Raw genomic sequence first — 13,700 nt, 5'->3', positions numbered from 1 at the left:
GGTCCGGTCTCAAGCTGCCTGTTTTGCCGTGACGAACGCCGCAAGGCTCGCCACGTTGGAGAAATGGTTGCGGGTGTCCTTGGCGTCGGCGTCGATCTTGATGCCGTACTTTTTCTGGATCGCCAGGCCGAGCTCCAGGGCGTCGACGGAATCCAGGCCCAGGCCTTCGCCGAACAGCGTCTGGTCGTCGCCGATGTCCTCTGCGCTGATGTCTTCGAGGCCCAGGGCGTCGATGATCAGCTCTTTGATGTCACGGTTTAGATCGCTCATCTTCGGCGAGCTCCTTGATAAAGAATTGGTGCAAGTAATCGTTGAGCTTGCGCGAAGCCTGCGGGGCAGGCCCCTGCGCGGCGAAAGTCTGTGGGTCTATATCGGCCCCCACGCGAAAACTGAAGTGCACGCGGCGACTGGGAATGCGATACCAGGGCTCGGCCTTGGTCAGGGTGGTCGGACTGACGTGGATGACCACCGGGGTTACGATTTTCGCACCGCGCAATGCGATGGCCGCTGCCCCCCGATGAAAGGCCGGCGCCTGACCCGGTTGGGTGCGGGTGCCTTCGGGGAAAATGATTAGGGTCTGCCCGCTCTGCAAGGCGCCGGCGGCGGCGTCGAGCATGTCCATGCTGCCGTCGTTGCTGATGTATTCGGTGCTGCGCAACGGGCCACGGGTGAAGGGGTTTTCCCACAGGCTTTTCTTCACCACGCAATTGGCACGGCGCACCAGGCCGATCAGGAACACCACATCGATCAGCGACGGGTGGTTGGCGATGATCATCTGCCCCGGACGGCCGAGACGTTCGGCGCCCTGAATGTCGTAGGTCAGCACGCCGGTACGGGCCATGAACCGGACGAAAAACCAGAACAGCCGGCTGACGGTCTGGCGCGCCCGCTCGCGATGCACCCTGGCATCGCCCGGCAGGCAGCCGAGCAATGGAAATACCAGCAGGCGCAGGCACAGGCCACCCAGCCCGAACAGGGCGAAGCTGGTGGCGGTGGCCAGCAGACGCCAGTAATAGGCGTCGCGGTTTTTTCCGATTACAGGTTGCGTTGCCAGGTCCATAGACGAGTCTTCCAGGCATGTTGGCAATGGGGTTGCTGACCGAGCAGGGTTCGCAGCAGATTCAGCGCATGGGGCCACTGCGTTTTGGACAGTGCTTCGGGGGCGCTGTTCAGGGTCAGCCGCCAGTCGGTACCGGGGGTGAGCAACAGCCCGACGGCATAGGGAAACGGTACGTCGTCGATCCACGTCGAATAGGCTTCGGGCGGTTGTTCCTCGGTGATCACCAGCAGTACCGCCGGGGCGCCTTCGTTCAGCAACGTGGCCGCTTCGAGCATGCCGTGTTCGAGGCCGTCGCCGGCTGCGGCGAGGGCGGTCATTTCGCTGGTCTCGCCGCGCATGATCGACCACAGGCCGATGATCGCGTTGTGCACCGACAGGCTGAACTGGGTCGGCGACAACGGCTGCTCGTTGGCCAGATCGCTGAGGATTTCAAAGGTGCGCGGGGTTTCGCCATGCCGGGAGATAAACACCAGCGGCAGATTTTCCCGACCGTCGGCCAGCGGCCAGCCGACACTGAACGCCATCCGCGCCAGACGACTGAGACGACGGCGCTGCATGGCCGGCAGAAACGACACATCGGGTGCGGCATCGCTGCCTTCGAGCACGACCGGCTGTCGGCTCCAGGCCTGCCAGGCTTCCACACTGTCGAGCCCGGGAGCCCAGGCGCGCCATTGGGCGATGTTGAAGTTGATCACGGACATTTATCCCGCCCCTGCGGGCTGATTTGACGCGGTTTCGCCAACGTCGCCGCTGAGCTGATTTAGCCGGAAATGGCATGGCGCGTGGCGCCGGGTGGCGCGCATTATCCCGGTGCGACGAGTGTGTAGCAAATGCTGGTTACATTTTGCGCAGTGAAATGGACCGAATGGTACGCAGCAAAAAACTGTCACTTGGCCATTATCCAGATTGTCGGGTGTCTGTCTGTCGGGCGAATCGGCGATCAACGGGTGTCTTTGCGCCGTATTCATTGGGATATTGGCGCCTGACTCTGTAGTCCGTGTCCATCGAGGTAGCGAACCGGCACCGGGCACCACTACACTCGGTCATTCTTTGATACACGGAGGTTTTGTCATGCGGCGCGTGGTGTTCAATCAGAAAGGTGGCGTGGGCAAATCCAGCATTGCCTGCAATCTGGCGGCGGTGAGCGCCAGCGAGGGTTATCGCACGCTGTTGGTCGACCTCGATGCCCAGGCCAATTCCACTCAGTATCTGACCGGGCTCACGGGTGACGACATTCCGATGGGCATTGCCGACTTCTTCAAACAGACCCTGTCTTCCGGGCCGTTCTCGAAAAAGAATCAGGCGGATATCTACGAAACGCCGTTCGACAACCTGCACATCATCACCGCCACCGCCGAACTGGCCGACTTGCAGCCCAAGCTCGAGGCAAAGCACAAGATCAACAAGCTGCGAAAGCTGCTCGACGAGTTGTCGGAAGATTACGACCGGATCTATCTGGATACGCCGCCGGCGCTGAATTTCTATGCGGTCTCGGCCCTGATTGCCGCCGATCGGGTATTGATTCCCTTCGACTGCGACAGCTTCTCGCGTCAGGCCCTCTACGGTCTGATCGCCGAGATCGACGAGTTGAAGGAAGACCACAACGAAGGCCTGGAAGTCGAAGGCATTGTGGTCAACCAGTTCCAGGCCCGGGCCAGCCTGCCACAGCAGATCCTCGACGAACTGATCGCCGAGGGCCTGCCGGTACTGCCGGTCTACCTCGCCAGTTCAGTGCGCATGCGCGAATCCCATCAGGCCAACACGCCGCTGATCCACCTCGATCCACGGCACAAGCTGACGCAGCAGTTCGTCGAGCTGCATAACCTGCTAGAAGACGCCTGAAGCCTTGTCAGATGCCCTGGCTGCGCAGCCAGGCCATCAACTGCGGCAACGGGAAGGCCCCGCTCTGACGGGCCACTTCCCGGCCGTTGCGGAACAGAATCAGGCTCGGAATCGAACGAATCCCCAACTGCGCCGACAACTGCTGATTGGCCTCGCTGTCCAGCTTGGCCAGCCGGCACTTGCCCGCCAACTGCGCAGCCGCCTGCTCGAACACCGGCGCAAACGACGTGCACGGTCCGCACCAGTCCGCCCACACGTCCACCAGCAACGGCAGATCACCCTTGATCTGACTGGCGTAATCGCCTTGCTTGAGCTCAAACGGCTTGTTCAACAGCACCTCGGACTTGCAGCGCCCGCATTTCGGATGATCGTTGAGGCGCTCGGCGGGGATGCGGTTGAGGCCGTTGCAGGAGGGGCAGGGGATGAGGAGTGGGTCGGTCATGATCGGGATCCAGTGGAAAGCTGATATCTCCTAGTTGGAGACGTTTGCTCATATTTTCAATCGTGCAGCATTTGGGTGTAAGCCTAGGCTGAGATGGACCGGTCGAGACCCGTTGGTCTGATCGGCTGTATCGCAACTTGCGATAATTTTGATCTGTGATTAACTCCCCATAGCAGAATGCGATAAGGATGTTGCATGCATGTCATCACCGGAAAACGAATACGAGAAGCGAAGGCCAAATGGCCTAACGCAGCTACAGCACTGGACCACTGGCTGGAAGTGGCGAAAGGGAGCAAATCGCCAGATTTTGCGGCGCTGAAGGCCTTGTTTCCAGCTGTCGACAAAGTGGGTGATTTTCACGTTTTCGATATTGGCGGTAACAAGCTCAGGTTGATCGCTTATGTCAGATATCGACCTCAAAAGTTGTACATCAGACATGTGTTGGATCATCGCGAATATGACCGCGGTAAATGGAAGGAGGCTAAGGCATGAGTGTTCTGATCAAAAAAGCCGCTGAGCACTGGGAGTTCGTTTCGCCTTTGCTGCGCAAGCCGAAAAGCGAAGACGACTACGACAGGCTCGTTCAAGCCCTTGACGAGCTGCTCGAAATGACGGGCGATGATGAGTCTCATCCTTTGATGAGTCTGGTGGATATCATCGGTGACTGGATTGAAGAATGGGATCGCGTGCATCACCCGACGCCTAAACCGCCCGGTTTTGAAGTGCTGGGGTATTTGATGCGTGAGCATGGTTTGACCCAGAGCGATTTGCCGGGTGTGGGCACTCAGTCTGTTGTTTCAGAAATCCTAAGTGGAAAGCGCCAGTTGAATCTGCGGCAGGTCCGCTGGCTGGCCGAGCACTTCAAGCTACCTGTGGACCTGTTTATCTGAAAGCAAACCAGTGTGTCCAGAGTCGTGGCATTTGCACTCTGAGCATGTCGCGCAGCTTTTTCAGCCGGCGCTGTCATCTAGCAGGTTGCCTGACGCGAGGGTGCACGGCTCCGAGACAGGAGACCGTGCGCATCATGAGGAACAACTGATCTCCAGATGCTTGCCCCACTCCGGCGGCCGTTCCGCGTAGCTCTCCATTCCAGGTTGTTCCTCGAATGGATTGCTCAGCACCGCATGCAACCGGCGCACTTCTGAATAGTCACCCTGCTCGGCAGCATCAATCGCCTTCTGCGCCAGATAGTTGCGCAGGATGTACAGCGGATTCACCGCATGCATCCGCGCACGGCGTTGCTCCTGATCGGCCGCGCCATCGCGTGCGACACGGGCGACATAGCGCTCGCCCCAGGCATCGAAACCCTTGATATCGACGAAGTCATCGCGCAGGCGAGCGACGGCCTGTTCGGCTGACTGTTCGCCCAGGCGGCGGAAGAACAGCGTGTAGTCGACGCCGCTGTTCTGCATCAGTTGCAGCAGTTGTTCCAGCAGTTGCTGGTCGTCGTCCTCGGCGGTGGTGAAGCCGAAGCGGCGGAGCATCAGGTCGAGGTAATGGGCCTGGAACAGCGGCAGGTACAGGCCGAGGGTTTCGCGCAGGGCTTCGACGCTGATGAACGGCGTCAGGGCTTGGGCCAGGGCGCTGAGGTTCCACTGGCCGACCGGCACCTGATTGCTGAACGAGTAGCGGCCCTGATCGTCGGAATGGTTGCAGATGAAGTTCGCGTCGAAATCGTCGAGGAAGGCGAACGGGCCGAAGTCGAAGGTGATGCCGAGGATCGACATGTTGTCGGTGTTCATCACGCCGTGGCAGAAACCGTAGGCCTGCCATTTGGCGATCAGTTCGGCGTTGCGCTCGACGATCTCGCGGAACATCGCCAGATACGGTTCCGGCTGTTCCAGGCATTCGGGGTAGTGCATCGCCAACACGTGTTCGCCGAGCAGCTTCTGCTGTTCGGGACGCTTGGTGTAATAGAAATATTCGAAATGGCCGAAACGAATGTGGCTCGGCGCCAGGCGCAGCACCATCGCGGCGCGCTCCTGTTTCTCACGCCAGACCGGGGTGTCGGAGCCGATCACGCAGGCGGCGCGTGAAGACGGGATGTTCAGCGCATGCAGCGCTTCGGACGCGAGAAACTCGCGGATCGACGAGCGCAGCACCGCGCGGCCGTCGCCCATGCGCGAGAACGGGGTCTGCCCGGCGCCCTTCAGATGCAGGTCCCAGTGCTCGCCGGCCGCGTTGTAGACCTCGCCCAGCAACAACCCGCGGCCATCGCCCAGCTGCGGTGTATAACCGCCGAACTGATGCCCGGAATAGACCATCGCCCTTGGCTCGGCATCGGCCCACAACTTGTGGCCGCCGAACAGTTCGGCAAATTCCTGGGTGTCGGCCACCGCCGGGTCGAGATCCAGCAGCGCCAGGGCCGCAGGGCTGGCCACGACCAGTCGCGGATTGTCGATCGGTTCAGGCAGCACATGGGCCGAGAACGCATCGCCCAGGCGGGCAAAGCGGTTGTCGAAGGTCAGTTCGTCGAGGGCTTTCAAGGGCCGGCTCCAGCAGAATGTCCGAGCATTCTGCTGGGATTAGCCAGGTTAGTCGAGTTTGGCCGGCGGCGGTTCCTGCAACGGTTTCTGGTCGTCGCTGACCGGCACGATGGTTTTGGTTTCCGGCTCGATCGGCACCATCTTGTATTCCTGACCGTGGAGGTTCTTCAGGTAAACCTCCATCTGGCGGAACGAGATGTTGATGTGCTGCTTCTTGAACTCGCGGTTGATGAAGCGGTTGACCTCATCGAGCACCGGGTTGCGGTCGCCGAGATCGCGCACATGCATGCGCAATTCGTGGTCGAGGGTGCTTTCGCCGAAGTTGAGGAAATACACGTGCGGCTCGGGTTCCTTGAGTACACGCGGGTTCTCCCGGGCGGCCTTGAGCAGCAGTTCCTTGACCAGATCCAGATCCGAACCGTAATCGACGCCCAGTTTCAGGGTCACCCGGGTGATGGTGTCGGTCAGCGACCAGTTGATCAGTTGCCCGGTGATGAACGTCTTGTTCGGGACAATGATGTCCTTGCGGTCGAAGTCGGTGATGGTCGTGGCGCGGATGCGGATCTTGCTCACCGTACCGGACAGGTTGCCGATGGTGATGGTGTCGCCGATCCGCACCGGGCGTTCGAACAGGATCATGATGCCGGAGATGAAGTTCGCGAAGATCTCCTGCATGCCGAAACCGAGACCGACCGACAGCGCCGCCACCAGCCATTGCAACTTGTCCCAGCTCACACCGAGGGTCGACAGGGTCGAGACGAAACCGACCCCGGCGATCACGTACGACAGCAGCGTGGTGGTCGCGTAGGCACTGCCCTGGGCCAGATTGAGCTTCGACAATACGAACACTTCAAGCAGACCCGGCAAGTTGCGGGCTAGCGCAAAGGTGATGCCGATGATGATCAGTGCGCCGAGCATGTCGCCGATGCTGATCGGCACCATGCTCATGTTGGCGCCGGTGCCGCTGGTGTATTCGTAGAGGGTGATGTTGTCGAGGTACGAGAACACGGTGATCAGGTCGGCCCAGACCCAGTACAGCGCAGCGATGAAACCGCCGAGCAGTGCCAGACGGATCAGGCGCAGGGACTGTTCGTTGACCTTTTCGATATCCAGGGTCGGTTCTTCGATCACCGCTTCGCCGTCGCCGGCTTCCTTCGCGGCCTGACGTTTGGCCAGGGCGCGCTGGTAAGCCAGACGGCGTGCCGCAACCGCGAGGCCACGGACGAAAGTGGCTTCGATCACCAGCCAGAACATCAGCAGGTACAACGTGTTGATCAAGCGGTCACTGAGCTTCAGCGCGGTGTAGTAGTAGCCGAAGCACACGGCGACGAACAGCGCGATGGGCAGCAGGGTGAACATCACGCCCACGGCCTTGCGGAACAGCGAAGCGTTTTCGTGGGTCGGGCTGCTGATCAGCAGGCGACTGAGCAGCCACGCCATCAGCGCGTAGCAGGTCAGCACCACCGGCATACCCAGCACGTCGTCGGCCAGCGCCGCCGGTTGCAGTTCGGCAACCGCCACCACGGCCACCAGCGCCATGACCACCAGACCGAGGCGACGCACCCAGCCTTGCAGGAATTCGACCTGCGGCTTTTCCCAGCGGAAGTGCAATTCGGCCACGCCGCCCGGCGCTAGGATCCGGTAAGCGGTGTAGAACACCAGCCACGCCTGGGCCATTTGCAGCAGCGCCGCGCCCATGTTGGCGTTCTGCCCGCGGGCGTCGATCTGCAACGCCAGCCCGCACAAGGCCAGGCCCAGCGCCACCGGCATCGCCAGCAGAATGTTGATCAGGATCGCCTGCGGCGTGTGCCACTGGCTGTCACGCTTGAAGTGGCCGATGTCCTGGTGAACCTTGTTCAGGCGCGAGTACAGCTGTTTGCGGCGCCACAGCAGCGCGCCGATCAGCAGCGCCAGCGGCAGGAACAACAGCGGTCGCTGGGTCAGGCCGTCGGTCAGTTCGCTGAAGCTCGAGGCCAGCGGCAACGTGTCGATCTGACGCTTGAGGCGCTCCGGCACGCCGCGCATCCATTCGGTGTCCAGCGGCTTGTTGCTCGGAATCCAGAACATCTGCTCGTCGAGGGTCGCGCGCAGGCTTTGCGCGGTGCTCAGCAGTTGTTTCTGGTTCAGTTGCAGGGTGATCGATTCGTTGAGCATCGCGCTCAGTTCGCGACTCAGCCGCTCCAGCAAGTCGACGCGGGTGTTGGCCAGCTCCAGCAGGCTCTTGCGCAGCTGTGGCGTGGCTTGCTCGGGCGGCTGGGTGGACAGCAGGTTGTCGACGTAGGTCGCCGGATTGCTCAGCTGTTCGCGCTGCTGGTTGATTTCGAACTGGTACAGGCGAATGTCGGCGATCTGGTCCGCCAGGTCGCGGTCGACCTTGAGGCGCGGCAGCGCCTGTTTTTGTTTATAGAGAATCTTCGACAGCAGCAGGCTGCCTTTGAGCACGTTGATTTGCTCGTCGAGGGCCGAATCGCTCTGGGTCACGCTGTCCAGTTGCTGCTTGGTCTGCAGGTTCTGCTGGGTCAGTTCGTTGAGTCGGTCAGTGCTTTTAAGCAGATAGTCGGAAAGTTTGAGGTTGGCCGCGCTTTCCGTGGCGAGCAGGGTGCTGCTGCCGGACTTCTGAGCCTCGATCGACTGCTGCGTCACGGTTTCCTGCGACAGGGTCAGACGCTTCTGGTTGATCAGGGTTTGCAGCTCCTGAATCTCGCGGTCCAGCCGGTCGGATTTTTCCGAGAGCAGGTCATGCTGACTGTTGCCCAGATCCTGCAACTGGTTGTTGCCGGCCAGTTCCTGGCGACGCAGCGGGATCAGCGCATTGAGCGCCGCCAGTTCGGCATTGAGCAGGTCGCGTTGCTCGGCGCTCAGGGTCTTGCCGCCGTCCTTGCCGGTCTTGAGGATGTTGTTGATCTGCTGGATGCGCGTCTGACTGCTGGATATCTCGGCCTGAGCGCGCTCGGGGCGGGTCTGGGCGGTGATGATCAGGCTGTTGGCTTCGGCCAGGGCCTTTTGCAGATCGCTTTGCTGGGTCGAGCGCTCGGTGAGCATCTGCTCCAGCTGCTGGATGTTTTCCTTGGGGAAGCGCTGCGCCACCGGCACCGCGGCGCTGGCCTTGAGGCGAGTCAGTTCGCGTGCGTTCTCGATGGTCTGCTTCGGCGCGGTGGCCAACTGCTGCTTGAGGTCGCTGAGCTTTTGCTCGTAGTCACGCCGGTTGTTGAGCTGGTTCAGCGTGTTTTGCAGGACCGTCTGCAGGGTCTTTTTATCGGCGTCGGGCAGTTTGCTGTCGGCGATCTTGTCCAGACTGGCCTGCACGGCTTCGCTGGACGGCGGTTCGGCGGCTTGCAGCGGGCCGACAGTAAGACTCAGGCCCAGCAGGGCCGCGACGAAAAAGGAGCGCAGGGTAGGCATAGAGACCGGTCAAGCAAGTGAGAGTGGACGCAGTTTAGAGGAAGAGCCCGGGGCCCGGGCGACTTCCTTCGGGGAATCTGACGCCCACTTTGCCGATCTTGTTCCCGTCCATGACCGCAACCGTCCAGTGGGTGTTGTTCCATTCCACCTGGTCGCCAACGATCGGTGCACCACCGACTTTCTGGGCAATGAAGTGGCCCAGGGTCATGTCCGGATCGATGCCTTCGGCGGGCAGGCCGTACAGGGCGGCAACCGCTTTGAGCTGGGCGTCTCCTTCGAGCACGAAGTCGCCGAAGAAGCGCAGATCGAGGCCGCGTTGCGGCGCCTGGCTGAACAGTTTTCCGAGGGCCGGAAGGTTGTGTTCATGGCCGATAACACACAGCAAATCATCGACTTCCAGCACCGTACTACCCGACGGATGGAGCAGTTGCTGACCGCGAAACAGGGCGGCGATACGCGTGCCTTCCGGCATTTTCAGCTCACGCAGCGGTGAACCGATGCACCATTTTTCCGCGCCGAGTTTGTAAACGAACAGTTCCCACTCGCTGGTGACGTGCACTTCGAGGGCGGCGCGGGAGATTGGCGCCGGCTCCGGCGGTACCGTCACCTTGAGCAGCTTGGCCACCCACGGCAGGCTCGTGCCCTGCACCAGCAGCGACACCAGCACGATAAAGAAGGCGAGGTTGAAGTACAGCTGTGCATTCGGCAGCCCGGCCATCAGCGGGAACACCGCCAGAATGATCGGTACCGCGCCACGCAGGCCAACCCAGGAAATGAAGGCTTTCTCGCGGCCATGGAAGGCCTTGAACGGCAGCAGCCCGACCAGCACCGACAGCGGCCGTGCGAACAGGATCATCCACAGCGCCAGACCCAGCGCAGGCAGGGCGATCGGCAGCAGATCGTGCGGGGTGACCAGCAGCCCCAGCACCAGGAACATGCCGATCTGCGCCAGCCACGCCATGCCGTCGAGCATGTGCAGGATGCCGTGGCGGCTGCGCACCGGGCGGTTGCCGATCACCAGACCGCACAGGTACACGGCGAGGAAGCCGCTGCCGTGCAGGGCGTTGGTCAGTGCAAACACCACCAGGCCGCCGGCGATTACCAGAATCGGATAAAGACCGGCGGCCAGATTGATCCGGTTGACCAGTTGCAGCATCAGCCAGCCACCGCCCAGACCGATCACCCCACCGATGCCGAACTCGCGGATCAGGTGGGTCAACAGGCTCCAGTGCAGGCCGGTCTGGCCGCTGGCGAGCATGTCGATCAGGGTTACGGTGAGGAACACCGCCATCGGGTCGTTGCTGCCGGATTCGATTTCCAGGCTGGCAGTTACCCGCTCGTTCAGGCCCTTGCCGCCGAGCAGCGAGAACACCGCCGCGGCGTCCGTGGAGCCGACGATGGCGCCGATCAGCAGGCCTTGAATCAGATTGAGATCGAACAACCACGCGGCGGCCATGCCGGTGAGGCCGGTGGTGATAAGGACGCCGACCGTGGCCAGCGACAAGGCAGGCCACAAGGCCACGCGGAAACTGGACACCCGGGTACGCAAGCCGCCGTCGAGCAGGATCACTGCCAGTGCGAGGTTACCGACCAGATAGGCCGTCGGGTAGTTATCGAAAATGATGCCGCCGCCATCGACCCCGGCAGTCATGCCGACCGCGAGGATGATCACCAGAATCGGGATGCCGAGACGGGAAGAAAGGGAACTGACAAGAATGCTTGCGCCTACCAGCAACGCGCCGATCAAGAACAGGCTGTTGATGGTCGTCGCATTCAAAGGCAGTACTCCAGAAGCGGAAAGACGGGCACAAACTGACCATGCAGTCTGCGTGCCAGCGATTCTAACCTGTTGAAATGTGATGCTGTCAAAAAGGTTTTTCAGCTTGGCGCATGATCGTTCCCACGCTCCGCGCGGGAATGCCTTAATGGACGCTCTGCGTCCGCTTCTGGGACGCGGAGCGTCTTGGGCTGCATTCCCACGCAGAGCGTGGGAACGATCAACGCAGAGGGTTAGAGGCTAAACCGCCCAACCATATTGTTCAGATCCAGCGCCAATCGCGACAGCTCATTACTAGCCGCACTGGTCTGATTCGCGCCAGTCGCCGATTGCACCGACAGATCGCGGATGTTCACCAGGTTGCGATCCACTTCCCGCGCCACTTGCGCCTGTTCTTCGGCGGCGCTGGCGATCACCAGGTTGCGCTCGTTGATTTCGACGATGGCCGTGTTGATCGTGTCCAGCGACAGGCCGGCGCCACGGGCGATGTTCAGGGTCGACTCGGCGCGCTCGGTGCTGTTGCGCATCGAATCCACGGCGTGTTCGGTGCCGCTCTGGATGCTGCCGATCATGCGCTCGATCTCGCTGGTCGACTGCTGGGTGCGGTGCGCCAGGGCACGGACTTCGTCAGCCACCACGGCAAAACCACGACCGGCTTCACCGGCACGGGCCGCTTCAATCGCAGCGTTCAGTGCCAGCAGGTTGGTCTGGTCAGCCAGGCCACGGATCACGTCCAGCACCTTGCCGATGTCGCGGGATTCGTTGGCCAGGTCGCCGATCAGGGTCGCGGTGCTCTGCACGTCGGCGCTCATGCGTTCGATGGCGCTGACGGTTTCCTGCACCAGGTCGCGGCCGTCGCCGGCAGAGGTGGTGGCGTTCTTCGAGGCTTCCGAGGTGCTGACCGCGTTGCGCGCTACTTCTTCAACAGCGCTGGTCATCTCGTTGACTGCGGTGGCGGCCTGTTCGATTTCGTTGTTCTGCTGGGTCAGGCCGCGGGCGCTTTCGTCGGTGACGCTGTTCAGCTCTTCGGCGGCGGAGGCCAGTTGGGTGGCCGAGCCGGAAATCCTTTGCAGAGTGTCGCGCAGCTTTGACTGCATCTTGGCCATGGCCGCCAGCAGGCGCCCGGCTTCGTCGGTGCCGTCAACGTGGATCGGCTGGGTCAGGTTGCCTTCGGCGATGGTTTCCGCTGCATCCAGTGCCTTGGCGATCGGCTTGGTGATGCTGACGGTCAGCAACCAGGCGAACAGGAAAGTCAGGCCGGTGGCGATCACCAGCAGGGTCACCACCAGATTGAAGGCCGAGGAATATTGGTCGGCGGCCTGCTGGTTGGTTTCGCTGATCTGCTCGCCGTTGATCTGCATCAGGCGGTTGAGCACGGTGTTCATCGCTTCGGAGTTGTCGAGCAACTGGGTGTTCAGCAGGTTGCGCAGCTCATCCACCTGGTTGTTGCGCGACAGGGTTTTCATCCGGTCTTCGATCTGGCGGTACTGACCCAGCAACTGCACGTACTGGTCGTAGGCCGCACGCTCTTCAGGGCTGCCGATCAACGGCTCGTAATCGGTCTGGGCCTTGCGGATCTGCTGGTTGCGCATTTCCAGCAGCTCGATGGTTTTCTGCTGAACATCCGGCTCGCGGTTCACCAGCAAACGGTACGACAGCACCCGCAGGCGCAGAGTCAGCTGGGTGAATTCGTCGAGGTTCTTGATGCTCGGCACGCTGCTGGAGGAAATGTCCTCGGCGGCGCCGCGGATCTTGCTCATCTGGTTCAGGGCGAACACACCGAGAATCAGCATCAGGCCGCCAATCAAAGCGAAGCCGGTGAACGCCCGGGGGGCGATATTCATATTGCGAAGGGACATGGGGCGTATACCAGGAAGGGCCGCATCCATGCGGGCTGAGACTGCTGTTGAGTGACTTATCGGTCATACGACTAAAGTCTTGAGTCGGTGCGCGTATTTGTCGCATCTGCACGCAAGCGACGAAGTGCAGGAACCAGATCGGCAGATGACAGTCTCTAAGACTCGCAAGAACGGTCGAGCCGCCAGGAAAATCAAGGCCTTGCGCCGGTTTAACCCTGGCGTCAACGACGACTTTTCTTTATCGTACGCGCCCTTTGAAAAAGCCCTGGAAGATCAAAATGTTGGAAGCATCCCTCAGCCAATTGGAACAGCTCGTCAGCGACCTGGTGCAACAGAACCAGACCCTGTCGGAAACCAACCAGACCCTGTCCACGGAACTGGCCCAGGCCAAGGATGAAAACGAAAGCCTGCAACTGAGCCTGATGGAACAGGAAGAAAAGCACGGCGCCACCGCCGCGCGCATCCAGGCCCTGGTTGATCGCGTCAACGCAGGTCCTGTCAGCGCATGAACCACGGCACAGCAGGGGTAAAAGTCATCTCCATCATGGGGGAGGACTATTCGATCAAGGCACCGGCCGGGGAAGAACAGACCCTGCTGGACGCCGCATTGATGCTCAAGGCCGCACTGGCCGACACCAAGCGCAAATACCCGACGCTGATCGGCGACCGCCTGCTGGTGCTGGCGGCGATGAATCTGTGCTCGCAGCAGATTGAAATGAAGAAGCAGCATCAGGAAGAACTCGAGCGTTACCAAGAGCAAGTCAGCGCCACGGTCGAGACCATCGCCAAGACCATCAATCAGGGTTGATGGGGTTGCGCACAACCAAAGAAT

At 61.0% G+C, this 13,700-nt stretch carries 13 protein-coding genes; 5 read left to right on the top strand and 8 right to left on the bottom strand.

What is annotated here, in order from left to right; all coding sequences use genetic code 11:
• Nucleotides 1-9: 9 nt before the first annotated feature.
• From PMI24_RS07205 to PMI24_RS07195, 3 genes are read right to left on the bottom strand one after another with little or no spacing between them, the layout of a single operon-like run.
• A complete protein-coding gene (locus tag PMI24_RS07205) occupies nt 10-270 on the bottom strand; it encodes a phosphopantetheine-binding protein (protein ID WP_007952344.1) in 261 nt (86 codons plus the stop codon).
• Nucleotides 251-1,060: a lysophospholipid acyltransferase family protein gene (locus PMI24_RS07200; RefSeq protein WP_007952342.1), complete on the bottom strand. Its 810-nt coding sequence runs from the start codon at nt 1,058-1,060 to the stop codon at nt 251-253. Before PMI24_RS07200 ends, PMI24_RS07205 begins: the two co-directional genes overlap by 20 nt.
• Nucleotides 1,036-1,761, bottom strand: coding sequence for a beta-ketoacyl synthase chain length factor (locus PMI24_RS07195; protein ID WP_007952341.1), 726 nt, complete (start codon nt 1,759-1,761; stop codon nt 1,036-1,038). The genes PMI24_RS07200 and PMI24_RS07195 overlap by 25 nt, the downstream gene beginning before the upstream one ends.
• A 370-nt stretch (nt 1,762-2,131) precedes the next feature.
• Between PMI24_RS07195 and PMI24_RS07190 the strand changes: the two genes are divergently transcribed.
• The gene (locus tag PMI24_RS07190) at nt 2,132-2,902 is read left to right on the top strand and encodes a ParA family protein (protein WP_007952339.1); all 771 of its coding nucleotides are present in this window, start codon (nt 2,132-2,134) and stop codon (nt 2,900-2,902) included.
• A gap of 7 nt (nt 2,903-2,909) precedes the next feature.
• Here the strand turns inward: PMI24_RS07190 and trxC are convergent, their stop codons facing one another.
• The gene (trxC, locus tag PMI24_RS07185) at nt 2,910-3,344 is read right to left on the bottom strand and encodes a thioredoxin TrxC (protein ID WP_007952337.1); all 435 of its coding nucleotides are present in this window, start codon (nt 3,342-3,344) and stop codon (nt 2,910-2,912) included.
• Nucleotides 3,345-3,539: 195 nt separating this feature from the next.
• Between trxC and PMI24_RS07180 the strand changes: the two genes are divergently transcribed.
• Together PMI24_RS07180 and PMI24_RS07175 are read left to right on the top strand one after the other, a co-directional pair.
• On the top strand, nt 3,540-3,836 hold the full coding sequence (locus PMI24_RS07180; protein ID WP_007952335.1) for a type II toxin-antitoxin system HigB family toxin: 297 nt from the start codon (nt 3,540-3,542) through the stop codon (nt 3,834-3,836).
• Nucleotides 3,833-4,234 (top strand): helix-turn-helix domain-containing protein, encoded by a 402-nt coding sequence (locus tag PMI24_RS07175; RefSeq protein ID WP_007952333.1) that lies wholly within the window; start codon nt 3,833-3,835, stop codon nt 4,232-4,234. The genes PMI24_RS07180 and PMI24_RS07175 overlap by 4 nt, the downstream gene beginning before the upstream one ends.
• 132 nt (nt 4,235-4,366) lie before the next feature.
• Here the strand turns inward: PMI24_RS07175 and selO are convergent, their stop codons facing one another.
• The 4 genes from selO to PMI24_RS07155 form a co-directional block, all read right to left on the bottom strand.
• The gene (gene selO, locus PMI24_RS07170) at nt 4,367-5,830 is read right to left on the bottom strand and encodes a protein adenylyltransferase SelO (protein ID WP_007952331.1); all 1,464 of its coding nucleotides are present in this window, start codon (nt 5,828-5,830) and stop codon (nt 4,367-4,369) included.
• A gap of 48 nt (nt 5,831-5,878) precedes the next feature.
• Complete coding sequence (gene mscK / locus PMI24_RS07165) at nt 5,879-9,232, bottom strand: mechanosensitive channel MscK (protein WP_007952329.1); 3,354 nt, start codon at nt 9,230-9,232, stop codon at nt 5,879-5,881.
• Nucleotides 9,233-9,266: 34 nt separating this feature from the next.
• Nucleotides 9,267-11,009, bottom strand: a complete 1,743-nt coding sequence (locus tag PMI24_RS07160; protein ID WP_007952327.1) for a potassium/proton antiporter — start codon at nt 11,007-11,009, stop codon at nt 9,267-9,269.
• 233 nt (nt 11,010-11,242) lie between these two features.
• Nucleotides 11,243-12,868 (bottom strand): methyl-accepting chemotaxis protein, encoded by a 1,626-nt coding sequence (locus PMI24_RS07155; RefSeq protein WP_045121683.1) that lies wholly within the window; start codon nt 12,866-12,868, stop codon nt 11,243-11,245.
• Between the two features lie 278 nt (nt 12,869-13,146).
• Between PMI24_RS07155 and PMI24_RS07150 the strand changes: the two genes are divergently transcribed.
• Both PMI24_RS07150 and PMI24_RS07145 read left to right on the top strand, forming a co-directional pair.
• Nucleotides 13,147-13,377 (top strand): hypothetical protein, encoded by a 231-nt coding sequence (locus tag PMI24_RS07150; protein ID WP_007952320.1) that lies wholly within the window; start codon nt 13,147-13,149, stop codon nt 13,375-13,377.
• Nucleotides 13,374-13,676, top strand: coding sequence for a cell division protein ZapA (locus PMI24_RS07145; RefSeq protein WP_007952314.1), 303 nt, complete (start codon nt 13,374-13,376; stop codon nt 13,674-13,676). Before PMI24_RS07150 ends, PMI24_RS07145 begins: the two co-directional genes overlap by 4 nt.
• Nucleotides 13,677-13,700: the final 24 nt, after the last annotated feature.

This window comes from Pseudomonas sp. GM25 (genome assembly GCF_000282255.1).
Taxonomy (GTDB): Bacteria; Pseudomonadota; Gammaproteobacteria; order Pseudomonadales; family Pseudomonadaceae; genus Aquipseudomonas; species Aquipseudomonas aphyarum.
Note: the sequence above shows the minus strand (reverse complement) of the source record. Positions and strands in the feature narration are given on the sequence as shown.